At 70.7% G+C, this 24,327-nt stretch carries 14 protein-coding genes, 2 pseudogenes and 1 CRISPR repeat array; of the genes and pseudogenes, 10 read left to right on the top strand and 6 right to left on the bottom strand.

Features of this window, described 5'->3' with window-relative positions:
* Positions 1–15 precede the first annotated feature (15 nt).
* Positions 16–1,257, top strand: a complete 1,242-nt coding sequence (locus tag IH54_RS0130050; protein WP_031522846.1) for a TerD family protein — start codon at positions 16–18, stop codon at positions 1,255–1,257.
* A 21-nt stretch (positions 1,258–1,278) separates the two neighbouring features.
* On the opposite strand, the gene IH54_RS0130045 is transcribed toward IH54_RS0130050, so the two are convergent.
* The 4 genes and pseudogenes from IH54_RS0130045 to IH54_RS0130030 form a co-directional block, all read right to left on the bottom strand.
* Positions 1,279–2,577 carry an acyltransferase family protein gene (locus tag IH54_RS0130045; protein WP_199923489.1) on the bottom strand — a complete coding sequence of 433 codons (1,299 nt, stop codon included), beginning with the start codon at positions 2,575–2,577 and terminating at the stop codon, positions 1,279–1,281.
* Positions 2,578–2,850: 273 nt separating this feature from the next.
* Positions 2,851–3,126: pseudogene (locus tag IH54_RS43745) on the bottom strand (PIN domain-containing protein); the annotation flags it as partial.
* A gap of 458 nt (positions 3,127–3,584) precedes the next feature.
* Positions 3,585–5,132 (bottom strand): PQQ-dependent sugar dehydrogenase, encoded by a 1,548-nt coding sequence (locus IH54_RS0130035; RefSeq protein ID WP_031522840.1) that lies wholly within the window; start codon positions 5,130–5,132, stop codon positions 3,585–3,587.
* A 923-nt stretch (positions 5,133–6,055) separates the two neighbouring features.
* Positions 6,056–6,757 carry a TetR/AcrR family transcriptional regulator gene (locus IH54_RS0130030; RefSeq protein WP_031522838.1) on the bottom strand — a complete coding sequence of 234 codons (702 nt, stop codon included), beginning with the start codon at positions 6,755–6,757 and terminating at the stop codon, positions 6,056–6,058.
* Positions 6,758–7,020: 263 nt separating this feature from the next.
* Between IH54_RS0130030 and IH54_RS0130025 the strand changes: the two genes are divergently transcribed.
* From IH54_RS0130025 to IH54_RS0130015, 3 genes are read left to right on the top strand one after another with little or no spacing between them, the layout of a single operon-like run.
* Positions 7,021–7,614 (top strand): SRPBCC family protein, encoded by a 594-nt coding sequence (locus tag IH54_RS0130025; protein ID WP_052398032.1) that lies wholly within the window; start codon positions 7,021–7,023, stop codon positions 7,612–7,614.
* 44 nt (positions 7,615–7,658) lie between these two features.
* Positions 7,659–9,128, top strand: coding sequence for an MFS transporter (locus tag IH54_RS0130020; protein WP_043182681.1), 1,470 nt, complete (start codon positions 7,659–7,661; stop codon positions 9,126–9,128).
* Between the two features lie 56 nt (positions 9,129–9,184).
* Positions 9,185–9,661 (top strand): SRPBCC family protein, encoded by a 477-nt coding sequence (locus IH54_RS0130015; RefSeq protein WP_052398031.1) that lies wholly within the window; start codon positions 9,185–9,187, stop codon positions 9,659–9,661.
* Between the two features lie 554 nt (positions 9,662–10,215).
* Here IH54_RS0130015 and IH54_RS0130010 read toward each other — a convergent pair.
* Positions 10,216–11,508 carry an ATP-binding protein gene (locus IH54_RS0130010; protein WP_199923488.1) on the bottom strand — a complete coding sequence of 431 codons (1,293 nt, stop codon included), beginning with the start codon at positions 11,506–11,508 and terminating at the stop codon, positions 10,216–10,218.
* 204 nt (positions 11,509–11,712) lie between these two features.
* Between IH54_RS0130010 and IH54_RS47205 the strand changes: the two are divergent.
* Positions 11,713–11,946: pseudogene (locus IH54_RS47205) on the top strand (transcriptional regulator); the annotation flags it as partial.
* On the top strand, positions 11,943–12,488 hold the full coding sequence (locus tag IH54_RS0130000; protein ID WP_031522826.1) for a flavoprotein: 546 nt from the start codon (positions 11,943–11,945) through the stop codon (positions 12,486–12,488). The pseudogene IH54_RS47205 and the gene IH54_RS0130000, both read left to right, overlap by 4 nt.
* Before the next feature lie 36 nt (positions 12,489–12,524).
* On the opposite strand, the gene IH54_RS0129995 is transcribed toward IH54_RS0130000, so the two are convergent.
* Positions 12,525–13,043 carry a hypothetical protein gene (locus IH54_RS0129995; protein WP_031522824.1) on the bottom strand — a complete coding sequence of 173 codons (519 nt, stop codon included), beginning with the start codon at positions 13,041–13,043 and terminating at the stop codon, positions 12,525–12,527.
* Positions 13,044–13,459: 416 nt separating this feature from the next.
* Positions 13,460–16,796: a CRISPR direct-repeat array (repeat unit 29 nt; unit sequence CTGCTCCCCGCGCCCGCGGGGATGGACCC).
* 231 nt (positions 16,797–17,027) lie between these two features.
* On the opposite strand from IH54_RS0129995, the gene casA reads away from it, so the two are divergent.
* From casA to cas5e, 4 genes are read left to right on the top strand one after another with little or no spacing between them, the layout of a single operon-like run.
* On the top strand, positions 17,028–21,641 hold the full coding sequence (gene casA, locus IH54_RS0129990; RefSeq protein ID WP_078862638.1) for a type I-E CRISPR-associated protein Cse1/CasA: 4,614 nt from the start codon (positions 17,028–17,030) through the stop codon (positions 21,639–21,641).
* Positions 21,638–22,327, top strand: a complete 690-nt coding sequence (casB, locus tag IH54_RS0129985) for a type I-E CRISPR-associated protein Cse2/CasB (RefSeq protein WP_031522821.1) — start codon at positions 21,638–21,640, stop codon at positions 22,325–22,327. The genes casA and casB overlap by 4 nt, the downstream gene beginning before the upstream one ends.
* Positions 22,324–23,586: a type I-E CRISPR-associated protein Cas7/Cse4/CasC gene (gene cas7e / locus IH54_RS0129980; protein ID WP_078862634.1), complete on the top strand. Its 1,263-nt coding sequence runs from the start codon at positions 22,324–22,326 to the stop codon at positions 23,584–23,586. The genes casB and cas7e overlap by 4 nt, the downstream gene beginning before the upstream one ends.
* Positions 23,583–24,326: a type I-E CRISPR-associated protein Cas5/CasD gene (gene cas5e, locus IH54_RS0129975; RefSeq protein ID WP_031522819.1), complete on the top strand. Its 744-nt coding sequence runs from the start codon at positions 23,583–23,585 to the stop codon at positions 24,324–24,326. The genes cas7e and cas5e overlap by 4 nt, the downstream gene beginning before the upstream one ends.
* Position 24,327: the final 1 nt, after the last annotated feature.

Below are 24,327 nucleotides of genomic sequence, written 5' to 3'. Positions count from 1 at the left end.
CTGTGAGGGGCGCTCATGATCACCACGCTTGTCAAAGGCGGCAACACGGTCCTGTCCGCAGCGGTCTGCCGTGTCACGCTCACCTCGCCCAGCACGGGTATCGACGTCTCCGCCGTTCTCCTCGGGCGGGACGGCAAGGTGAGAAGTGATGACGATCTCGTCTTCTACAACCACCCCGCGCAGGACGGGGTCGTGCTCGACGAGCGGACCGTCGTCGTCGACCTGGCCGCGGTCCCTTCGTCGGTCCACGCCGTCGCGATCGTCGCCGGTATCGATCCGGAGCTCCCGGCGCCCTGCTTCGATGCGGACAGCACCCCTCGCGCACTGGTCGAGTGCGGTCCGGCCCGGGTGGGTTTCACTCCGCCGCCGCTCGTCCGCCGGGAGACCGTCGCGGTCCTGGTCGAGCTGTACCGGCGCGCGGGTGGCTGGAAGGCGAGGGCGGTGGGGCAGGGCTGGGACACGGGGCTGGCCGGTCTGGCCGCGGACTTCGGCATCGTCGTGGACGATCCGGGGCCGTCCACGGCCCCGCCGCCGCCCCCGGTGCCCCACCAGCAGGCGTACGGGCCGCGGACGCCATCGGCGACGGAGCAGGTGCCCGAAGCGGCGCCCCCTCGTTCCGGGCAGCCGCCCGCGCCTCTTGGCAAGATCGCCCTTGCGAAGGCAGGCCGGGCGACGATCAATTTGCGCAAGGACGACACCGCCCTCCTGGTGACCGCCGCCCTCGAATGGAACGGCGGCAGCGCGGCCCGCCGGGAAGCCGGAGCCGACCTCGACCTGTACGCCTTGTTCGTCCCGGGAAGCCGTGTCACACCCCATCGCAAGCGCCCGAGCGAGTCGAAGGAACTCGTCTACTACCGTCGACTCGGTTCGCTCACCGATCCGCCGTACATCGCTCTGGACGGCGATTCGAAAGCACCTGGCCGCGAGACCGTCACCATCTGCCGCCCGGACCTCCAGGGCTACGTCCTCCTGTGCGCGTACAGCGCGGTGGAAAACGGCCCCGGTTCGTTCAAGTCCTACGGAGCGCGCGCGGTCGTCACCGACGGGCGGGGTTCCACCGTGACGGTACCGCTGTTCAACGATCGCAACCTCTCCTACTGGGTCGCCATCGCCCTGATCGACTTCACGGTTCCCGGCAGTGTCACGATCCGCCACGTCGAGGAGTACAGCGGCGATCACGTCGAGGCCCGCCCCACCCTGTACTCCGACGGAAGCTTCCGTATGGGCACCGGGAAGGTCGAGTTCAAGACCTGGTAGCCACCGTGCGGCGACACCTGGTCACGTCCGTTGCGGACCGTCCGCGGCATCCGGCAGTCCCTGCCGGAGCACCTCCAGCGCGTCGGCTCGGGCTTGTGCCTCCGAAGGATCTGCCGCGCCGAGATCTGCTACCCGCCCGCCGCCGGCGAGCCGAACTCCTGGCACTCCTCCCACCGGCCGACGCTCCCGCGCGGGCGGTTGCCGAGCCTCCCACCACGTACGCAGCCGCCGCTCCATCGGGCGTTCCACGGCGTAGTGCAGCGCCGCGGCACCGGCGAGCGAGATGACGAGAAGGACCGCGTACCAGGGCAGGTTGGACCAACTCACCGTCTTCCTGCCGAACGTGTCACAGGCGATGTAGATGAAGGTCGCGTGGACGAGGTAGAACGCGTACGACCACTCGCCGAGGAGGACGAGAGGACGCCGGCGCAACAACGAGCGCTTGCCCGCGAGGTCGCGCCAGGCGACCGTGGCGATCATCGCGGCACAGGCGAAGATGATCCATTCGTCCTTCGTGACCCGTACGAAGGCGGCAAAGGTGTTTCCGGCCGGCCGGTCGGCGGTGGTGACCAGCCAGCCGACGAAGACGGCGGCGCCCAGAAACGCCCAGACAGGGGCGATGCGCACTCGCCAGCCGGAGAGCATCGCGCGAGCGATGGCGATTCCGATGACGAACTCACTCAGCCGTACCACCGGGAGCGGCGCCTCCGCGGCCCAGGAATGCGGGTGGAACCATACGTAGACGCGGTAGGCGAAAGCCGCTGCGAAAGCGAGGCACATCGCGACAAGCGCCCCGCGCACCCTCAGCCGCGCGAACACGCGATGCAGCACCGGGAACAGTGCGTAGAAGAAGAACTCGCAGGTCAGCGTCCAGGCTGCGGGATTCCCCGAGTACATCAGGACCGGATCCCGCCACCAGCCCTGAATGAGCGGGACGGACAGCAGAAGGGTCCCGACGCTGACGGGCTTGACCCAGCTCTGGGCCGGGTCGGGGCTGTAGCTGTAGAAGACGGGGATCGCGAACAGCAGGGCCACGAAGTGCGCGGGATAGATCCGGGCGAAACGCCGCCAGTAGAAGGTGGGCGCGGTGACGCCCGGCCGCGCCGACCAGGTCAGTACGAACCCGGAGAGCACGAAGAAGAGCGTCACCCCGTACTTGCCGTAACCGATCACGTCATAGACCGGCAGCGGCGCCAGATTGGTCATGTGGTGGGCGAAGACAGCGAAGGCCGCCCACCAACGCAGTCCGGTGAGCGAGTCGAGGCGGCCGACCCGGGCGCGCGGGGCAGCAGCCGTCGGCTGATTCATGACATCGGTCACTCTCGTCGGACTGATCGGGTGCGTCGCGGTCTCGCGAGAGTGTAACGGGGGTACCCGACCCGTTCCCATCCGCCCGATCAGCGTCTTTGGAGCGGATGACGGGAATCGAACCCGCGCTCCGAGCGTGGGAATCACGGGCGCTCGGCCGTCGTACCTGCTGGTCAGGTGGATTCATAAGTCGCGCCGAGGCTCGTGTTCGCGCCCCCACCCGTGGCCGCGATTGTCCGCGGCGTACCGCTGGACCCGGTACGTAAGTGGTGCAACGAGCACGCCTTACCGGTCGTGGAGGACGGTGGGTCGGGTGACGGGTACGACGGTGAGGAGGCCGTCGAGTCCCTCGTAGCCGTCGGGGTCGGTGGTGAAGAGCGGGAGTTCTTCGGCGATGGCGATGGCGGCGATCATGAGGTCTGCGACGCGGCGCCGTGGTCTGCGGCCGGCACCGATGACTGCGGCGCAGACTGTGCCGTATATGCGGGCGGCTTCGGTGTCGAAGGGGATGGGGTCGAACTCGTTCTCGGCGCGTTGCAGGATGTCGAGGCGCCGGCCGCGTGGACGCGCTCGAGGGTGGTCCTGCCCGTGGAGACGATCCGGCGGCGACGCATGATCTGCACCGCCTGGACGGCGTAGGGGAAGCCCAGGCCGGTTCCGGTCGTCGCGGCGAACAGGTGCACCTGGGCGCCGTCGGCGCGTCGGGCGCCGAGGACGGTTCAGCCGCCCACGGCCAGGGAGCGGCGCAATCGGTGTCCCGGTCTGCACCTCAGCGACCCTCTGCTCTCCGCGCCCGCGGGGATGGACCCGGCGGCGAGGCCGAGGAGGGCGCCGAGGACGACCGCTCTCCGCGCCCGCGGGGATGGACCCGATGCCGGCGGTAGAGCGTAGGCGTGCGTTCGCCGGGGCGCCGACGCGGCGACCAGTGAGCCCTGCCGCTCGGCGGCACTGACGGGGAACGGCCGTCGGTACCACGGCAGCTTGCCGGTGGTACCGACGTCAGCCGGTTCCCTGTCTCCTCAGCTTCCGGTGCGGGCGCAGGACGCCTTGTTGAGAAGGAAGCGGCCCGGTGCGGACCGGTCGTCCGTGTGGGAGGCCAGATAGCCCAGGGTGATGGAGCCGCCCGGCGGGATTGCCGAGTTGTATCCGGAGTCGGACGCAGTGTAGAGGTCGCCGATGTTGGTCAGGGTGGTGTTCCAGTCCGAGATGACAGCCTGCCCATAGGGCAGCGGGAACTCCAGCGCCCAGCCGTTGATCGGGGTTGTGCCCCTGTTCGTGACGGTGAGGTAGACGGCCATGCCGGTGCCCCAGACGTTCGTCGTGACGGCGACCTGGCAGGTCGGCGTCGTGTGCGCGAACGAAACCCGGTGCAGGCCGCCGGGGAGGTCGTTGACCACGTAGAGCTCGCCGTCAGGGGTGGACCCGAAAGCCGTCACCTGGGTGGGCATCTGGCCGATCGCGGCCTGGCGGAGGACGCCGTTGCTGTCGGGGCGCAGCGCCCAGATGGTGGACGTGCAGTAGTCGGTGGCGATGTACGTGCCGCCGGCCAGGTCAGCGAACTGCCGGCCGCGGTAGACCTGGCCGCCGATGACCGCGCAGCTGCCGTTGTAGTGCGAGTAGTAGAAGTCCTGGGCGCGGTAGCGGGCACCGGACGAGCACTGGGACGCGTCGAAGACCTGCGGCCCCTCGTAGCACGACCAGCCCAGGTTGGTTCCGGGCTGCTCGTCGCGCGCCAGGTGGTCGATCTCCTCCCACAGGCCCTGGCCGACGTCAGCCACCCACATCGACCCGTCCGCGGGGTCGAAGGAGAACCGCCAGGGGTTGCGGGCGCCCCACACCCAGATCTCGCCGCGGGCGCCGGCGACACCGGCGAACGGGTTGTCCGCGGGGATGCAGTACGGGAGTGCACCGCAACTGCGGCTCACGTCGAGGCGGAGGATCTTGCCGAGCAGGGTGTCGGTCCGCTGCCCGCTGTCGAAGGGGTCACCGGCACCACCGCCGTCGCCGATGCCCCAGTACAGCTTGCCGTCGGGGCCGAAGGCGAGCTGGCCACCGTTGTGGTTGGTGTAGTCGGCGTGCGGCTGCTGCAGCAGGACCTCGAGGCGCGCGTCGGCGAGGCTGTAGCGGGCCAGGGTGACCGCGCCGTCGGGCAGCGCGGTGAAGGCGAGGTAGAGCTGCCGGCTCTGGACGAAGTCCGGGGGGAGGGCGATGCCGAGCAGTCCGCGCTCGTTGTCCGACGAGTCCACCTGGGACGTGATGTCCAGCAGCGGGGTGGAGGCGAGCCCGGTGGCCGGGTCGTAGACGCGAACCCTTCCGAACTTCTCGGTGATGAACAGCCGCCCTGTGCCGTCGTCGGGCGCGGCCAGGGCCGTCGGGCGTTGCAGGCCGGAGGCGACCTGGGTGGTGGTCGCGGTGATCTCCTCCAGCGGTACGGCCGAGGCGACGGCCCGCGACTCCGTGGAGGGCGGCGCCTCGGCAGACGAGGCGGGGAGGGAGAGGGGGCCGGTCACGAGCACCGGGAGTGCGAGCAGCAGGCCGATCCATCGGCGACGTAACTGTCTCAACATTGCGGCTCCAGCGAGGGGGGACCCGTTCGGGAAGCGAACGAGCAGTGCGGGACCGTACTTTCGTCGGAACTACATGTGCCTCGCGGGACGCTACTGCCTCTCCCCCCTAGGTGCCAGGCCGTCTCCCCGTGGATGTCCCCGTATTACCTTCCGCTTCTTCGATCCGTACGGCGGCGCCCGTCCGCATGCCGGTTCGGCAAGATCCTCTGTGCGCCGGCGACCGGAGAATCACGCTGGGCCGGGACAGGCACCGACCGACGGCGAGGAGAACGGAGACGCAAGGACCGGACGTCACGGCCGCGGATGTCGGTGCGAGGTCTTCGAAATCTCCGGCGAAACCGGGGCGGTCACCGGATTCGCGGCCGGGTCCATGGCCGGGTCCGTGCGCGGAGACGGAGGATCGGGGATGGACGAGGCGAGGGCCGCTCGCAGGCAGTCGGCACCGGGGCGGCCGTCGAAGGCAGTGACTTGCGTGCCCCCGAAGGGCGCGGCCATGCGGCAGGCCCCATTCGAGCGACTTTCCAGATTGCCGTCCCGCGTTCCGCGCCGCCCGCGTGTGTCCTGCCCGAGCACGTCATGGGCGGTCCCGTGAACTCAGAAATCTGTCCGCGGCCCGCTGGAGGTCCCGGTTCAGGGCTTCACGCCCTCAGCGGCACGGGGTCATCGCCGGGTATCGAGAAAAGGAATGGCACCGGCGATGGCGATGGCGATGGCGATGGCGGCGATCATGAGGCCGGCGACCCGGCGACCCGGCGACCCGGCGGCGGGGTTTGCGGCCGGCGCGGTCGGCCAGGGGCTGGGCGCCGGCTTCGCTCAGCGGGGGTCTGGAGGGAGGGCTGGAGGGCCTGTCCGGTGCCTACTGCGCGAAGCGGTCCTGCTGTCCGTGGCGCGGCCTGCGCCCGTTCTCGGTCCGTGCCCGGGGGTCAGTCGAGCCGGAAGGCGTCGGCGAGTGTGTTCATCTCCGCTTCCAGCAGTGTCTGGGGCTGGTGGCCCATGCCCTCGTAGAGGCCTTGGACTTCCAGGCTCACCACGCCGTGGATCCGGGTCCACGCCGTGACGGCGCCGGCCAGGGCGTGGCCGGCGCCGTGCGGGTTGTCGAGGTACTGCGCGACCCAGTCGGCGACGGCCGGGTCCTGGTGTGCCCAGGTGTCCATCTGCTCGGCGACGGGCAGCACCGCGGGGTGGGGCTGCGCTGCGGCGAAGAGCGGCAGGAACGGTCCGAGGGCCGCGCGCGCCTGCGTGAGGGTCTCGGGCGGGGCGCTGTAGCCGGGCAGCGGGGTTCCGGCGATCAGCAGGTAGCGGTGGGGTTGCGCCACGGCCCAGTCCCGGTAGGAGCCGGCCAGGGACAGCAGCCGATGACGCGGGGTGTACTTCGCGGACGCCTGCGCGGCCTGCCCGATGGCTGTGGCGAGGTCCTGGTAGGCGTCGCCGATCAGGGAGCCGAGCAGCGCGTCCCGGTTGGCGAAGTAGCGGTACAGAGCCGGGCCGGAGAGTTCCAACTCCTTGGCGATGCGGGTGAGGGTGACCGCTGCGATGCCTCCCTCCGAGAGCTGGTGCAGGGCGATCTCCTTGATCTCTGTGCGCGTCTGCTCCCGATACCTGGCCCGTGGTCCACCGGTCGTCATCGCCGCTCCTCCGTGCCTGCCGTATGAGCCGTCTCTGCTGTGCGATCCATCGTAGCTCCCGTTCTTATGTCTAACAGCTCGGGACGTGATGGCAGCGCATGGCATGCGCGGGTAATGCCCGGACGGGGATGCCGATGGCCGCGAGTTGTGTTCACCCGTAGCAACAGTTACAGTCTCTAACAGAAGCGAGTGGCAGTAACGACTACTCGGTTCCGCCCGGACTTCCGGGTGCACATCTCTCGGTCTTCACGAAGGAACACCTCATGCGCGCTCTCAACGCCGTCTCGCTCGCCGCCCTGTCCGGAGTTCTGGTCATCGGCGCCTCCGGTCTGGCCTTTGGCCACGAGAACGACCACTCGTACGACCGCCACCCGGGCAACACCTCCTCCAGTCGGTCGCTGACGTGTGACGGCGTCCACCCCGACGAGAGCGCCCCAGTGGTCACCCGCAAGGCCATCGTGATCAATGCCCCGCTGGTCACGGTGTGGAAGGTGCAGACGGATGTGGAGAACTGGCCCGCCTGGCAGCCCAATGTCACCTCGCTGGTCAAGGACACCCCTGGCGCTCTGCGGCCCGGCTCGGTGTTCCGCTGGGCCACCGAGGGCCTGGACATCACCTCCACCGTCAAGGAGGTCGAGCACGACACGTGCCTGGCCTGGGGCGGCCCGGCCCAGGGCATCAACGCGATCCACGTGTGGACCTTCACCCCCGTCAAGGGCGGGGTTCTCGTGCGCACCGAGGAGTCCTGGACCGGCGCCCCGGTCGTGGCCAACACCGCCGTCCTGCAGAAAGCCCTGGACAACTCGCTCCAGAACTGGGTGAACAACCTCAAGCGCACGAGCGAGAGCCACTCCTGACCAACCGGTCGCCCACCGCCATCAGCCAGAAAGGAGCCGGCGCCATGGAAGCCCTGCGTACCGCGCCCGTCTCGCCCACCGCTCAGCCCGCCCCGCCCGACCCGGACCACTCGCCCGACCCGCGACGCTGGGCCGCCCTGAGCGTCCTCGCGGTCGCCCAGTTCATGGTCGTACTGGACTCCTCGATCGTGAACATAGCCCTGCCGGACATCGGCACCGGCCTGCACATGGCACCCTCCTCCCTGTCCTGGGTGGTGACCGCCTACGTCCTCACCTTCGGCGGGCTGCTCATGCTCGGCGGCCGGATCGCGGACCTGCGCGGCCGGCGCGCCACCTTCCTGACCGGCCTGATCGGATTCGGCGCGGCATCGGCGGTCGCCGCCTGCGCCCCCGCGGCGGGCACCCTGATCACCGCCCGAGCCGTCCAGGGAGCAGCCGCAGCGCTGATGTCACCGGCTGCGCTGTCGCTGGTCACCACGCTGTTCCCCGGCAAGGAGCGAGCCAAGGCGCTCGGTGTGTGGGGTGCGGTAGCCGGCTGCGGGGGTGCGGCGGGGGTGCTGCTGGGCGGCGTGCTCACCGGCGCCTTCGGCTGGCCCGCGATCTTCCTGGTCAATCTCCCCGTCGCGGCAGCGGTGGCCGCAGGAACCCTGCGCTACGTCCCCGCCCACGCCGGGACCCGAGGCGGGATCGACCTTCCCGGGGCCGCCACCCTGACCACGGGACTGGCCTCGATCGTCTACGGCCTGTCCCAGGTCGACGCCAAGGGCACCACCTCAACCCTGGTCCTGTCCGCCCTGGGCCTGGGCGCCCTCCTGCTCGCGGTGTTCGTCGCCATAGAGCGAGCCGTCGCCCAGCCGCTCGTGCCGCTGCGGATCTTCCGGCTGCGCACCGTCACTTCCGCCAACGCGGTCATGGCGGCGATCGGCGCTGCCACGGTCGGACTCTTCTTCTTCCTCTCCCTGTACCTGCAGCAGATCCTGCACTACACACCGCTGCAGGCCGGGCTCAGCCAGCTGCCGCTGGCCCTGATGATCATTGTGGCGGCCGGGCTGGCGCCACAGCTCGTAGCCCGCACCGGCAACAAAACTCTCATGGTCACCGGCCCGCTCCTGCTCGCCGCCGGCATGGGCTGGTTCTCCACCGCCTCCGTCCACGGCAGCTTCGCCGGCACCATCCTGGGTCCCTCGTTCTTGGTGGGAGCAGGGCTGGGGCTGTCGTTCGTCAGCGTCAACGTCACCGCCGCAGCACAGGTCGCCCCGGCTGATGCCGGTCTGGCCGGCGGTCTGATCAACACCACCCAGCAGATCGGCGGAGCCCTCGGACTCGCCCTGCTCAGCGCCGTCGCCACCCACCGCACCGGAACCACCCCGACCCTGGCCGGGATCAACAGCGGCTACCACGCAGCCTTCCTCGCCGGCACGGCGATCGCCGCCGCAGCCGCCCTGCTGGCAGCCCTCATCACCCCCCGCGGCGACCGGCCCGCGCAGGAGACGGCGACCGGCAAGACCCTTTGACTCCCCCCCCGCCCCGACTTCCCCATGACCAGACCCCCAGCACGGAGGACACCACCATGAACACCAACACCAACACCGCCCCCCGGCAGCCCCAGCCGACCGCGATCGACGAGAACGCCCCGGTGATCGTGCGAGTCTCCACCACCGTGAACGCCCCACTCGCCCTGGTCTGGGACCTGCACACCGACATCGCCGGATGGGCCCGCTGGAACACCAACGTCGAGCAAGTCGATTTCGCCGGCCCGCTCGCGCCCGGAGCGAGCTTCCACTGGCTCACCCACGGCCTGGACATCACCTCCACCCTCTTCCAGGTCATCCACGGTGAGCGCACCGTCTGGGGCGGACCCGCCAACGGCATCGACGGCATCCACGTATGGGCCTTCGAAGAACACGGCGGAACGGTTACCGTCCACACCCAGGAGTCCTGGAGCGGCCCCGTGGTCCAGGCCCGGCCCGACCAGCTGCGCCAGGCCCTGGAAGAGTCCCTGACCGATTGGCTGCACCAGCTCAAGGCCGAGGCCGAGAGCCGGTAGGACACAGCTCCGAACACCGCCGCACAACGCCCCCGGCCATCCGCCCGGGGGCGTTGTGCGGACTGCCCGGCCCCAGCCGCGGCTGCGCGTCGGTCCAGCGCCCGAGTCGACCGCCTGCTCCAACCGGCGCCCACAGAATTCAACGCACCGCAACACCAGATGCGGGCTCACCTTCTGGAGTCAGAACTCGCCCACAACTGGAGTCGGGCTCGACGTTCTCTGGCGAGCGCGCCAACTGACCGCCATCTGTGGTGCGGGAATGGCACGGTTCTTCAACTGGTCCAGACAACAAATAGGCCCCAGACCTCTGACCTGGGGCCTGTCGATGGAGCGGATGACGGGAAGCGAACCCGCGCTCTGAGCTTGGGAATCACAGGTGCTCTGTCGGCGTCTGTGCTGGTCAGCGGCACGTTCGATCCTGAAGTGTCCACATGGACGGGGCCGTTGGTGACCGTGGTTGCCCGCGCCGTACCGCTGTGCGTGGTGCGGATGTGGTGCAACGCGCCCGCATGCGGGTCTTCGCCGGTCTGTCCGGTGGGCGACCGGCGCAGCCCTCATCGCCACAGGGTCTCCAACGGGATGACGTGGAGCTTGTCCTCGTAGGTGTAGGACCTGTTGCCCAGATTGACCAGTACTCCGCCGGCGAAGTCGTCACCGAGTCTGTCCCGCAGTGCTCTGAGGCCGCGAAAGTCGTTGTCGGTTATGGTCGAGGATGCCTTGACTTCGACTCCGGCCACCACGCCCGCGTCGGTTTCGACGACGAGGTCGACCTCCTGTTGGTCCTTCGTCCGGTAGTGGGAAAATGTCACCGCCGTCTGTGCCCACCCGGCCTGTTTGATGAGTTCGTTGACGGTGAAGGTCTCGACCAGGTGGCCGAACTGGGTGAGCACCGATGGTGTCCGGGCCGCGAGTTTCTGCTCCGTGACGCCCAGGAGGTAGGCGGCCAGACCGGTGTCGACCGCGTGGATCTTGGGTGTGCGTGTGGACCGGCTGGTGACCGAGCGCCCGAACGCCTCGAGTCGGTGGACCAGGAACACGGCCTGGAGCAGGCCGATGTAGTCCCGCACGACGCTGCTTTCCAGTCCCACGGCGTCGGCTACATGGCTGATGTTGAGGACCTGGGCCGTCTGGCCGACGAGCCGCCGCAGAATCTGCGGGAGCACCTGGCGCTGGCGGACCTTGCGGATTTCCAGAACGTCCCTCTCCAGGACGAGGGTGACGAAGTCGCGGAACCATCGATCGCGCGAGCGTCCTGCTGGACGTGCCAGCGCCAAAGGGAAGCCGCCGGTCAGCACGATCCGCTCGTAGTCCGCCCTTGAGGCATCGGTGGGCTCGGCGCTGATCAGTGCCGTGGGGTCCGAGACCAGGGCGTCGAGGGCGGTTTCGCGCCGAGCGAGCAGTTCGCCCTGGGAAAGGGGCCACATCGTGGCGACGTGGGCGCGTCCGGTCAGGGACTGGCTGGCCGCGGGCAAGGTCTCGTATCGGGTGGACCCGGTCAGCAGGTAGCGGCCCGGTCTGAGGTCCTGGTTGAGCTCGGCTTTGATCGAGTCCAGGAGGGTGGGAACGTGCTGGAACTCGTCGATGCAGACCGGAACGGGGCGATCGGCGCTCACGAACAGTCCGGGGTCCGCTGTCACCGCGCGACGGGTCGCGACCTCGTCGAGATCGACCACGTCGACGCCGTGCGCGGCTGCGCAGGCAGCCAGCAGAGTGCTCTTGCCGACGGTTCGGGCACCCGTCAGGACGATGACCGGCTCCTCCTGGAGAAGCTCACTGATGACGGCTGCGAGGTGCCGTTCGACCAGCTCAGAGTGTTCTGCGACCATAATCATCTCCTGGGAGCTCACGACGATCAGGGGTCATTATGCCGGATCTGCCGCCCCTGCAATGCCAGAATCGACGCCCATGTTTTGCCAAATCGGTCGCACGTTCGTACGCCGGATCGGCTGTTATCCCGGGTGCCCGGAGGCGACGGCGGACACGGACGCGACCGGTCGGGCCGCCGCCTTGGGCAGTGCCGCACGCATCCCGCCAGGGGTGGCTTCGTCCGCATCCCTCTACCGGAACGCCGGGCCGCCCTGTGGACGGACACCGCCCGCGCGTACAGCCGGCAGGGCCGCCTTGCCGACGGCTACCAGGCGCTGCGGATCGCCGAGAGCTGCGCCGCCCAGGACGTGCGCCGGCCGGCTGTGCTGGAGTTGGTGGTCGGCATGGCCGCAGGTGACCGCCGTCGTAGGCTGCCGGAACTGCATCACTTCGCCCGTCGGTTGGGAGTGTCCGCGTGAGTGAGTCGCCGGAGAGGCCGTTCCTGTACGTCGTGGTGTGCGCGGCGGGCGTGGCCCCGGATGTGGGGACGCTCATCTCCGCTGCCCAGGGGCGGGGTTGGGGTGTGGGCGTGGTGGCCACGCCGCTGGGGCTCGGCTTCATCGACGAGGCGGCGGTCGAGGCCCGGACGGGGTATCCGGTGCGTTCGGCGTGGCGGAAGCCCGGTGACGTACGCCCGCTGCCGCCCGCGGACGCGATCGCGGTGGCGCCGGCGACGTTCAACACGATCAACAAGTGGGCGGCGGGCATCTCGGACACGCTGGCGCTGGGCATCCTGTGCGAGGCGTACGGCCTCGGAATCCCGACCGCCGTCCTGCCGTACGTGAACAGCGCGATGGCCGCCCACCCCGCGTACACCGAGAGCCTCTCGCGCCTGCGGTCGATGGGCGTGCGCATCAGCAGCTACGAGCCGCACCCTCCGAAGTCGGGAGGCGGGGCGGACCGCTTCCGATGGGAAGAGGCCCTGGAGTTGCTGGCCCCGAACCTCCGTCCAGACGTCTGACCCCTCCCAGCCCTCCGCTCCGCCCGCTCCGCGGTTTCAGTCGTCGGCTGCGACGAGGAGGGTGATGCGGGCGGCTCGGCGGCTGACGAGGATGAATTCGTGGAAGTCGTCGTGTACGCCTCCCCAGTCGTGGAATTCCGCGTCGCCCAGCTCGCACAGGTAGTAGACGCGGTCCGCGGCGGATATGGGGGTGAGCACGTCGCGGCGGAAGTCTGCGTTGAGTTCTGCGGGGATATCTGGTCCGAGCCACGCCCGGAGGATCTGCGCGGCGCGTTCGGCGTCGAGGGGTTCGTAGGCGGCGGGGGTGATCGAGCTGAGCCGGTAGGGGCCGTGGCGGGTGCCTTCGGGGTCGACGCCGCTGCCCGCGTAGTCGTCGCGGAACTGCTCGTGGGCGATGGTCGCGGCGAGCAGGTCCCGGTCGGTGGGGGCGGGCTCAACGGGCAGGCGGAAGTGCTTGGTGTCGACCCAGCGGAATCCGTGGGCCAGCGGGTCCTGGAACGGGTAGTGGCGGAAATTGCGGAAGGCGCTGCCCTCGTGGGCGAGTTCGATATCCATGGCCAGGAATCCTCATGGCAAATAATTAAGCCCCAGATTAATGACCTGGGGCTTATCAATGGAGCGGATGACGGGAATCGAACCCGCGCTCTGAGCTTGGGAATCACGGGGGCTCTGCCGAGGTACCTGCTGTTCAGATGCCCGCGCGCTGTCCGGCGCCTCGCGTCCGCGTGCCCGTGTCGGGCCGTGGCTGTCCGCAGCGTACCGCTGGAGCTGGTGCGGAAGTGGTGCGGGTGGCGCCTGCGCGAGCGCTGCAGTCATCTGGGCGGTCGTCACCCGGCGTTCCATGTGGCCGCCGTACTGTGTTCGTTGGGGACGTGGGTGATGATGCCGCGGACGGAATGTCCTTTTTGTCGCTTTCTTTGAAGTTGGTTCCATGCGGGTCCACCCGGTAGCAAACTCGCAGGTCAGTCAGACTGCTCCCCGCGCCCGCGGGGATGGACCTTCGGCCGCAACGACCTCGGCATCGCCATCAACCTGCTCCCCGCGCCCGCGGGGATGGACCCGACACCGAGGGGACCCGATGACCGACCAGCAGCTGCTCCCCGCGCCCGCGGGGATGGACCCCGCTACCGGTTCTGCTCGGAATCTCCAGGCAGCTGCTCCCCGCGCCCGCGGGGATGGACCCACGGCCGGCTGCGTCAGGTACGTCCACGGCGACTGCTCCCCGCGCCCGCGGGGATGGACCCGACACGCCCGGAGTGCCAATTCCGCATCTTCACTGCTCCCCGCGCCCGCGGGGATGGACCCACCATCTCGGCCAGCTCGCTGGCTCCGTAGTCCTGCTCCCCGCGCCCGCGGGGATGGACCCGCACGCCTACGCGTGCGCACCGGCATCGTTCGCTGCTCCCCGCGCCCGCGGGGATGGACCCAGAGGCAGCAGCGCCGCCGCGAGTGCGCCGTACTGCTCCCCGCGCCCGCGGGGATGGACCCACGCTGGACTGGCGTACCGCGTGCAAGCTGAGCTCGGCACTGCTCCCCGCGCCCGCGGGGATGGACCCCGGGCGGCCCGGCGGTCCATTCCCCCGCCGACCTGCTCCCCGCGCCCGCGGGGATGGACCCGAGCGTGCCGCCGGATGGTTACGCGCCGGAAGCTGCTCCCCGCGCCCGCGGGGATGGACCCGACCGCATCGCCGCCGGCGAGCCCGTCGACGTCTGCTCCCCGCGCCCGCGGGGATGGACCCTGATCGGCCTGTCCGCCCAAGACCTCGCCGACCTGCTCCCCGCGCCCGCGGGGATGGACCCCGCGCTCGATCATGCGGTCTCGGAGCCAGCGGCTGCTCCCCGCGCCCGCGGGGATGGACCCACCCCGGGTGGCTCGCCAAGGCCGCCGAGGCACTGCTCCCCGCGCCCGCGGGGATGGACCCACTGCGCCGCTGTCGGAGTTCTTGGAGCTGTTCTGCTCCCCGCGCCCGCGGGGATGGACCCCGCTACACGAATTCGACGGAGGTCCGATGGTTCTGCTCCCCGCGCCCGCGGGGATGGACCCCACACGTCGCCCTCCACACACGTCAGGTGCAGCTGCTCCCCGCGCCCGCGGGGATGGACCCAGTCCCGTAGGGCTGTAGTAGGTCACCCAGATCTGCTCCCCGCGCCCGCGGGGATGGACCCGTCGGAAGCCCGGTGGGGTGGGTGCCGTCGTCCTGCTCCCCGCGCCCGCGGGGATGGACCCCCGAACACCCAGACGGCCTCTTTGCGGCCGACCTGCTCCCCGCGCCCGCGGGGATGGACCCGAGCCCGGTTGGCGGGCCACGCGGTTTAGCCACTGCTCCCCGCGCCCGCGGGGATGGACCCGGCGAAGGGCCCGGCGGTACGCCTCGTCCATGCTGCTCCCCGCGCCCGCGGGGATGGACCCATGGTCGTGGGCTGGGACCAGGGGACCGCGGTCTGCTCCCCGCGCCCGCGGGGATGGACCCGCCTCGTCGCCGAACGCGGCGGTGAGGGCGCCCTGCTCCCCGCGCCCGCGGGGATGGACCCCAGGGAGACGACGAGCCGAACCCCGTCCCGCCCTGCTCCCCGCGCCCGCGGGGATGGACCCATCACGCCACCGCCTTCAAGGCCCGGGCCTGGCTGCTCCCCGCGCCCGCGGGGATGGACCCCCCGCGGGATATGCGCGCCGTTCTGCTCTGGCCTGCTCCCCGCGCCCGCGGGGATGGACCCTCCGTGATCGCGCTGCTGCTGGTCGAGGGCTACTGCTCCCCGCGCCCGCGGGGATGGACCCTCCACCATCGCCCCGGTCGCAGGCATCGGCCACTGCTCCCCGCGCCCGCGGGGATGGACCCTGCGCCGCCCGGTACGCGTCCACCGCCGGGCTCTGCTCCCCGCGCCCGCGGGGATGGACCCAAGACCATCGGCCCCACACAGGTCTGGACCCAGGGGCTCTGCTCCCCGCGCCCGCGGGGATGGACCCGAAGTGGGGCCAAGTGGGGGACAGCACAGGGCTGCTCCCCGCGCCCGCGGGGATGGACCCGAGCAGCGCACCCGCACCGCCGTACTCCACCCCTGCTCCCCGCGCCCGCGGGGATGGACCCGAGCGCGATCGCCGCTGGATCATCGACCGCGCCTGCTCCCCGCGCCCGCGGGGATGGACCCACCTTCGAGTTCCTGGCGCTGCCGCAGGTGGTCTGCTCCCCGCGCCCGCGGGGATGGACCACACACCGGCCGCGCCCGCCTGGCCACCGCCGCCTGCTCCCCGCGCCCGCGGGGATGGACCCGAGGAAAACCCGGGCGAGCCTCACAAGGGCCGCCTGCTCCCCGCGCCCGCGGGGATGGACCCCTGACAGCGCTGACGGCCACCCACGGCAAGGCCTGCTCCCCGCGCCCGCGGGGATGGACCCGCGCTGGCGGGGAGCTGGGGTTCGATGCGGAACTGCTCCCCGCGCCCGCGGGGATGGACCCCACCGGCACCAGCCAGGCATCCGCCGCCCGAACTGCTCCCCGCGCCCGCGGGGATGGACCCTCGTCGTGGCGGTCGAGGAACATCCGCATGCTCTGCTCCCCGCGCCCGCGGGGATGGACCCTCCATGCACGTCAAGGCCCGCGGATCGCGCCGCTGCTCCCCGCGCCCGCGGGGATGGACCCAACCCGAAGCGCACCGAGAACCGGTCCTGGACCCTGCTCCCCGCGCCCGCGGGGATGGACCCTCCGCGACCGCGAGCAGCGCGCCCGGCAGATCCTGCTCCCCGCGCCCGCGGGGATGGACCCGGCCTCGACAACCGGCGAGTCAACCTCCGCATCTGCTCCCCGCGCCCGCGGGGATGGACCCAGATGGAGCGGGGTCGCCCCCGGAGACTCGGGCTGCTCCCCGCGCCCGCGGGGATGGACCCTACGCAGTGGGGTAACACGGACCACTTGCTTGCTGCTCCCCGCGCCCGCGGGGATGGACCCAAAGAGCGCGAGGCGATGAAAAATGGCTGACGCTGCTCCCCGCGCCCGCGGGGATGGACCAACGGGGTACACCGACTCTGACACTACGCCGGACTGCTCCCCGCGCCCGCGGGGATGGACCCGGCGGTTCCGGGAACGGGGCCAAGGGACCGAACTGCTCCCCGCGCCCGCGGGGATGGACCCGCCTGCGCCGGACACCAGGCGGTCGCCGCATGCTGCTCCCCGCGCCCGCGGGGATGGACCCTTTTCCATCTCGTGCGGGTAGTCAAAGCGGCGCTGCTCCCCGCGCTCGCGGGGATGGACCCGCCGGCGTGCACCGGTCCTCCGTGATCCGGGCCTGCTCCCTGCGCCCGCGGGGATGGACCCGGCACTGCCGTCTACGCCTGCACGGAGCCCGGCTGCTCCCCGTAGCCGCGGGGCCTCAGGCAGGACTGATGAGAAGCTCTCCGTGCAGCAGTGCCACGCCCCTGTAGAAGGTGTTCTGATCCGACAGAGTTTGTCTTCTCTGGATAGAATTTGATCATTTCGCGCTACTGTGTAATGACACTGCCCGCATCCGGTTAAATGGCCGCCGTGCGTGGCGACGAGGGCGGGGCGATGCCCCTGGGGGATCGGCTGGTCGGTGCCGCCAGGACCGTGTGGGCGAAGCACGACAGGGACACCGGCAAGTGGCTGCCGCTGTGGCGGCACATGGCGGACAGTGCCGCTGTCGCCGGGCTGTTGTGGGATCACTGGCTGCCGCGCAACATCAAGGAACTGATTGCCGAGCCGCTGCCAGTCGGCCAGGACGACGGGCGACGGCTGGCCGTCTGGTTGGCGGGTACGCACGACATCGGGAAAGCCACGCCTGCGTTCGCGTGCCAGGTCGATGAGTTGGCTGACGCGATGCGCTCTGCCGGGCTCGGGATGCGCACGCGCAAGCAGTTCGGGGACGACCGGCGGATGGCGCCGCACGGGCTGGCCGGGCAGGTACTGCTGCAGGAGTGGCTGGAGGAGCGGCGCGGGTGGACGCGCAGGGCGTCGGCGCAGTTCGCTGTCATGGCGGGTGGTCATCACGGCGTGCCGCCGGACCACACGCAGATCCACAACCTCGACGCGCATCCTGAGCTGCTACGGACCCCCGGGCCGTCCGAGGCGGTGTGGCGGCGGGTGCAGGGCGAGTTCCTCGACGCCTGCGCCGACGCCTTCCAGGTAGGGGATCGGCTCGCCGACTGGCAGCGGGTGAAACTGCCGCAGCCCGTCCAGGTGCTGCTCACGGCCGTCGTCATCGTGTCCGACTGGATCGCCAGCAACCCGGACCTCTTCCCGTACTTCCCCGAGGAGCATCCCCGGGGTGAGGCCGAGCGGATCGCCGCGGCGTGGCGGGGGCTCCGGCTGCCGGCGCCGTGGGCGCCGAACGAGCCTCGGGAGCCGGCCGCAGAGCTGTTCGCCACGCGCTTCGACCTGCCGCCCGGGGCGCGTGTCCGGCCCGTCCAGGAGCAGGCTGTCGCAATGGCACGAGCCATGCCGCGCCCCGGCATGCTGGTCATCGAGGCGCCGATGGGCGAGGGGAAGACCGAGGCCGCACTCGCGGTCGCCGAGGTGTTCGCGGCACGTTCGGGCGCGGGAGGGTGCTACGTCGCACTGCCTACGATGGCGACCAGCAACGCGATGTTCCCCAGGCTGCTCGCATGGCTCGACCGACTTCCTGCCGCAGCCTCCACCACCGGGTCCCCAGCGGCAGCGCACGCGCCCGACCAGCACTCCGTACTGCTCGCCCACGCCAAAGCGGCCCTCCAGAAGGACTACGCGGTCCTGTTGCGTGACAGCCACCGCACGATCGCCGCGGTCGACGCGTACGCCTACGACGGCTCGCACGCACAGCCCGCCGACCGGAAAGTGCACGCGTCCGCCGACCTCGTCGCCCATCAGTGGCTGCGGGGCCGGAAGAAGGGGCTGCTCGCGTCGTTCGCGGTCGGCACGATCGACCAGCTGCTGATGGCCGGTCTCAAGAGCCGCCACCTTGCCCTGCGGCACCTCGCGATGGCCGGCAAGGTCGTCGTCATCGACGAAGTGCACGCCTACGACGCCTACATGAACACCTACCTCGATCGTGTGCTGTCGTGGCTGGGGGCCTACCGCGTACCGGTCGTGGTGTTGTCCGCGACGCTTCCCGCCGGCAGGCGGCGAGAGCTGGCGGAGGCGTACACCGGCACGGCAGCGGAGGGAGTCGCGGATGTCGGTGGATATCCCTTGCTGACCGCCGTCGCGCCCGGTGCGGAGCCTGTGACGGCGACACCCGCTGCTTCCGGCCGCCGCACCGACGTGACGCTGGAGCCTCTGGACGACGACACCGCCGTACTGGCCGATCGGCTGGCCGGGGAACTGGCGGACGGCGGCTGCGCGCTGGTCGTACGCAACACGGTCGACCGCGTGATGACGACGGCAGCCGCGCTCCGGGAAAGGTTCGGCGCGGAGAACGTCACCGTCGCGCACGCGCGCTTCGTCGACACCGACAGGGCCCGTAAGGACGCATCGCTCCTGGACCGCTTCGGACCGCCGGACCGCGACGGCAGGTCCCCGCACCGACCGCCGGAGGCGCACATCGTGGTCGCCAGCCAGGTGGCCGAGCAGTCCCTCGACGTGGACTTCGACCTCCTGGTGACCGACCTCTGCCCCGTGGACCTGCTCCTCCAGCGGATGGGCCGGCTGCACCGACACGCGCGCGGCGAGCGGCCCGCACCCCTGAGGCAGCCACGCTGTCTGGTGACCGGCGTCGACTGGCAGGCGCAGCCCGCTCCTGAACCCGTCCGCGGCTCCCGCACCGTCTACGGTGCGTACCCGCTGCTGCGCTCACTCGCCGTTCTCGGCCCGCACATGGGTACGGCGGGCGGCTCCGGCCGTCCGGTGCGCCTGCCCGAGGACATCAGCGCGCTCGTACAGCTCGCCTACGGGGAACGCGAACCCTGCCCGTCGCAGTGGGCTGAAGCGGTCGAACCGGCCCGCACCGCCCACGAGGACGCTCGCGCCGAGCAGCAGCGCAAGGCCGAGGTCTTCCGACTGGACGAGGTACGCCGGGCAGGTCGGCCGCTTATCGGGTGGATCGACGCGGGCGTCGGTGACGCCGATGACACCCCGGCCGGGCGGGCACAGGTGCGCGACAGCCGGGAGAGCCTGGAGGTCCTGGTAGTGATGCGCCGGGCCGACGGCACCCTGAGCACGCTGCCCTGGCTGGACGAGGGCCGCGGCGGCCTCGAACTGCCCACCGGCGCAGTGCCGTCCGCACGCGCCGCGAGGGCAGCTGCCGCCAGCGGCCTGCGGTTGCCGTATCACTTCTCATTTCCTGCGGCTTTTGACCAGGCGCTCGCCGAGCTGGAGGAACTGTACGTCCCCGCCTGGCAGGAGAAGGAGAGCCATTGGCTCGCCGGCGAGCTGATCCTCGCGCTCGACGAGGACTGTCAGACCCGGCTGGCAGGGTGGCATCTGGCGTACGACCCCGAAGAGGGCCTGCTGGTGAGCCGTGAGGAACCGAGCAAGAGGAAGGAGGCGGTACGGATGACTCCTGCGGAGCCGTCCTTCGACCTGACCCACCGCCCTTGGTTACCCGTGCAGTTCACCGACGGCTCCGAACGTGAACTCTCGCTGGTGGAGGTGTTCGACCAGGCACGCGACATCGTCCGGCTGGCGGGTGACCTGCCGACGCAGGATTTCGCGCTGCTGCGCCTGTTGCTCGCCGTCCTGCACGATGCGCTGGGCGACGAGTCAGGGCATGTGTCGGCACCGGCCGACGTCGAGGCGTGGGAAGATCTGTGGCTGGCCGACAGGCCTTTCGAGCCGGTTGCAGGCTATCTCGACCGTCACCGCGCACGTTTCGACCTGCTGCACCCTGAGCACCCCTTCTTCCAGGTCACAGGGTTGCGCACCTCCAAGGACGAGGTTTTCTCACTCAACCGGCTCGTCGGCGACGTGCCCAACGGCGACCCCTTCTTCAGCATGAGAAGGCCCGGAGCCGATCGGCTCGGCTTTGCGGAGGCAGCCCGGTGGCTCGTGCACGCCCCGGCGTTCGACCCGTCCGGCATCAAGTCCGGCGCGGTGGGCGACCCCCGCGTCAAAGCAGGCAAGGGCTATCCGCTGGGCGTCGCCTGGGCGGGCAACCTGGGCGGGGTCATGGTCGAGGGGGACACCCTCCACGAGACGCTGCTGCTGAACCTGATGGCGGCCGATACCGCTCACCAGCACTTCGGCAGGTCCGACAGACCCGCGTGGCGGGCCGATCAGTGCGGGCCTGCCGCGTCGGAGGATCTCGCGCAGCGCCCGTACGGCCTGCGGGACCTCTACACCTGGCAGTCGCGGCGCATCCGGCTTCACCACGACGCCGACGGCGTGCACGGCGTCGTCCTGGCCTACGGCGACCCGCTCGAACCCCACAACAAGCACGCATACGAGCCGATGACGGCCTGGCGTCGCAGCCCCGCACAGGAGAAGAAGCGCGGGGAGTCCCTCGTCTATTTGCCCAAGGAGCACGATCCGGCACAGATGGCCTGGCGCGGTCTGAAGGGCCTGCTCACCAGCCGGGACGAGGGCGCCGGGCAGCGGCAGGACGGCGCCGACCGTCTGCGGCCGAGGATCGTGGAGTGGGTCGCCCGGCTGGCCACCGAAGGCTTCCTCGATCGCCGGACCCTGATCCGTACCCGCGTCCTCGGCGCGCGGTACGGCACGCAGCAGTCGGTGATCGACGAGGTCGTCGACGACGGTGTGCTGATGCCCGTCGTGCTCCTGCACCGGGAGGACGAGCGCTACGGGCAGGCAGCTCTGAACGCCCTGGCCGACGCGGAGGACGCGGTGAGGGCTCTCGGCGACCTGGCCGCCGATCTCGCCTCCGCCTCCGGCGCCGACCCCGAGCCCCGCAAGGACGCCGCCCTGGACCTCGGTTTCGGCACGCTCGACGCTCCCTACCGCCGCTGGCTGCGGGGGCTGGGCGAGGCCCGCGATCCCTATGAGGAACGGGACCGCTGGAAAAGGCAGTTGCACCGGACCGTGCTCGGCCTCGGCGCCGGGCTGCTGGACGAAGCCGGGCTTGCCGCATGGGAAGGACGTGTCGTGGACGGCCGAAACGGCCCGCGCTGGCTGAACGACACCGCGGCGGAACTCCGCTTTCGCACACGACTCAGCCGCCTCCTCATCGCCGGACCCGCCGACCCTTCGATCACCGCCGTGGAGTCGCCGGTATGACCACCGCCCTTTCGGAACCCGCCGTCCGGCAGCAGCCCCTCGGGCCGGTCGGCACGGCCGTGCACCAGCACATCACCACGTTGCAGCGGGGCTACCTCGACGACCGCAGCGAGGCGGTCGGTGCACTGGCGAGGCTGCGCCGCGGCATCGGCCGCCCGGCGGGCGAGACCCCCGACCTGTGGGGCCTGATCGGCACCGAGCCGCTCTACGAGCGCTATGAGCGCGCCGACATCACCGAGGAGGCGATGCGGTGGGCCGAGGAGGCGGCGCACGCCGCCGTGACGTTGTGGTCGCTGCACCAGCAGTCACACCACACCACACGCATGCACCGCAGGCCAGGGCCGGAACTCGGCGCCGCCGTACGCCGACTGCACCCCGGAGCCGAGATCGACGAACCGACCCGAAAGCGCTTCGTACGCGCCGGTACGGCCGCCACGCCCGCGGTACTCGCCAGCCGGCTCCGCGACCTGGTCCTGCTGCTGCGGCGTGACGCCGTCCCACTCGACTACGGGCTGCTCGCCGACCAGCTCTACGACTTCCAGCAGGCCGGTGGCCCCCAGCGCGTACGCCGCTCCTGGGGGAGGTCCTATCTCGCCGTCCGGGCGACGGCGCAGAAGGGCGACGCGGGCGGGAACGGCGAAGCCGGCGCATCCGACACCACCACCTCGGAGGACGACACCCCGTGAGCCGCACCATCATCGACGTCCACGTGCTGCAGACCGTGCCGCCGAGCAATCTCAACCGAGACGACACCGGGACCCCGAAGACGGCGGTGTACGGCGGTGTGCGCCGCGCCCGGGTCTCCAGCCAGGCGTGGAAGCGGGCCACCCGCCGGGCTTTCCAGGACCTGCTGGATCCGTCCGAACTCGGCGTCCGTACCCGGCGGGTGGCGGAGCTGCTCGCCGAACGGATCACGGCGGAGGAGCCGTCGCTGGAGGGAGCCGCCGCTCTGGCACTGGCCGCCGAAACGCTCTACACGGCAACCGGCTCGAAGATCGAGGTGCCGCGCAGGAAGGCGGAGAGCGCGAAGAAGAAGGGCGAGCCGGAGCCGCCCCCGGAGTCCTCGTACCTGATGTTCCTCAGCTCCCGCCAGCTCGACGGCCTGGCGCGCCTCGCGGTCGAGGGTGCCGACGACATCAAGGCGTACCTGAAGGTCAAGGAGAACAAGGACCGGGCCCGGACGATCGCCGACACCCGGCACTCGGTGGACATCGCGCTGTTCGGCCGCATGGTCGCCGACTCCACCGACATCAACGTGGACGCGGCCGCCCAGGTCGCGCACGCGATCAGCGTCCACCAGGTCGAGAACGAATCCGACTACTACACAGCCGTGGACGACCAGAACGAGAGGGACGAGGAATCCGGCGCCGGCATGATCGGCACGGTCGACTTCAACTCCGCCACCCTCTACCGCTACGCCGCGCTCGACGTGGACCGGCTGCGGGACAACCTCGGCGTCGGCCTGCGCGAGGACGAGCCGCTGACCGAGCCCGTACGCAGGGCGGTGCGCGCCTTTCTCCAGGGGTTCGTGGCGTCCATGCCGACCGGGAAGATCAACACGTTCGGCAACCACACGCTCCCCGAGGCCGTGCTCGTCACCCTCCGATCCGCCCGGCCCATCAGCTTCGTCGCTGCCTTCGAGGAGCCCGTCCTCGCCCCCCAGGCTGTCGGCGGCCACCTGCGCGGAGCCTGCGCGCAACTGCTCGCGCACGTCTCCGACATCGAGAAGGCCTATGACGTCTCCGGCGACCCGAGTTGGGTGCTGCGCGTGGGCGCGGCCACCGAGCCGCTCGCGGCGCTCGGCACCGATGTCACCCTCGACGGTCTGCTGGACGCGGTGGGCAAGGCGGTGGCCGACCGGCTGGAGAAGGACGCATCCTCCGGCGGCGCGGCAGTCGTACCGGCACAGGGGGCGTCCCCGCAGGGAGAGGAACAGCCTGCGTGAGCGCAGTGACCAGTGTCATGACGCTGCGCCTCGCGGGCCCATTCCAGTCGTGGGGCTCGTCGTCCCGTTTCGCGCGGCGTACGACGGAACGCGCGCCCACCAAGAGCGGGGTGGTCGGGCTGCTCGCCGCGGCCCAGGGCCGCGACCGCAGCGCGGACGTCGCCGACCTGGCCGCGCTCCGCTTCGCCGTCCGGCTCGACCAGCCAGGCACCCGGGTCCGCGACTACCAGACTGCCCACCACGCCGACACGGACAAGTCCATGCCGGTCTCGGAGCGCTTCTACCTCTCCGACGCGGTGTTCGTCGCTGCGGTGGAAGGCGATGCGGACCTGATCGACGCTCTCCACACGGCGGTCAGGTCACCGGTGTACCTCCCTTTCCTCGGACGCCGGTCCTGCCCGCCCTCCCGCCCGCTCGATCTCCGGGTGCACCGGACCGGAGGTCTGTGGCGGGCGCTGGAGACCGAGCCCTGGCAGGCGTCCACCTGGGTTCAGCGCCGCCGCGAGCACGAGCACCGCGTCGAACTCGAAGTGATCGCGGACCTGCCCGCGGGGGAGGGCCCCGGTGAAAGCGTGCGGGACAGACCGATCAGCTTCGATCCGCGCCACCGCCGGTACGGCCTGCGCACTGTCCGCTCGCGTGCCGTCACCGTCCCCAATCCCCAGGGCAAGTCGCCGGGCACATCCCGCCGGGCCTTCGTGCCACCGAAACACGATCCGATGGGACCACTGGAAGACTGAC

Source organism: Streptomyces sp. NRRL F-5123, assembly GCF_000721495.1.
Lineage (GTDB): Bacteria > Actinomycetota > Actinomycetes > Streptomycetales > Streptomycetaceae > Actinacidiphila.
Note: the sequence above shows the minus strand (reverse complement) of the source record. Positions and strands in the feature narration are given on the sequence as shown.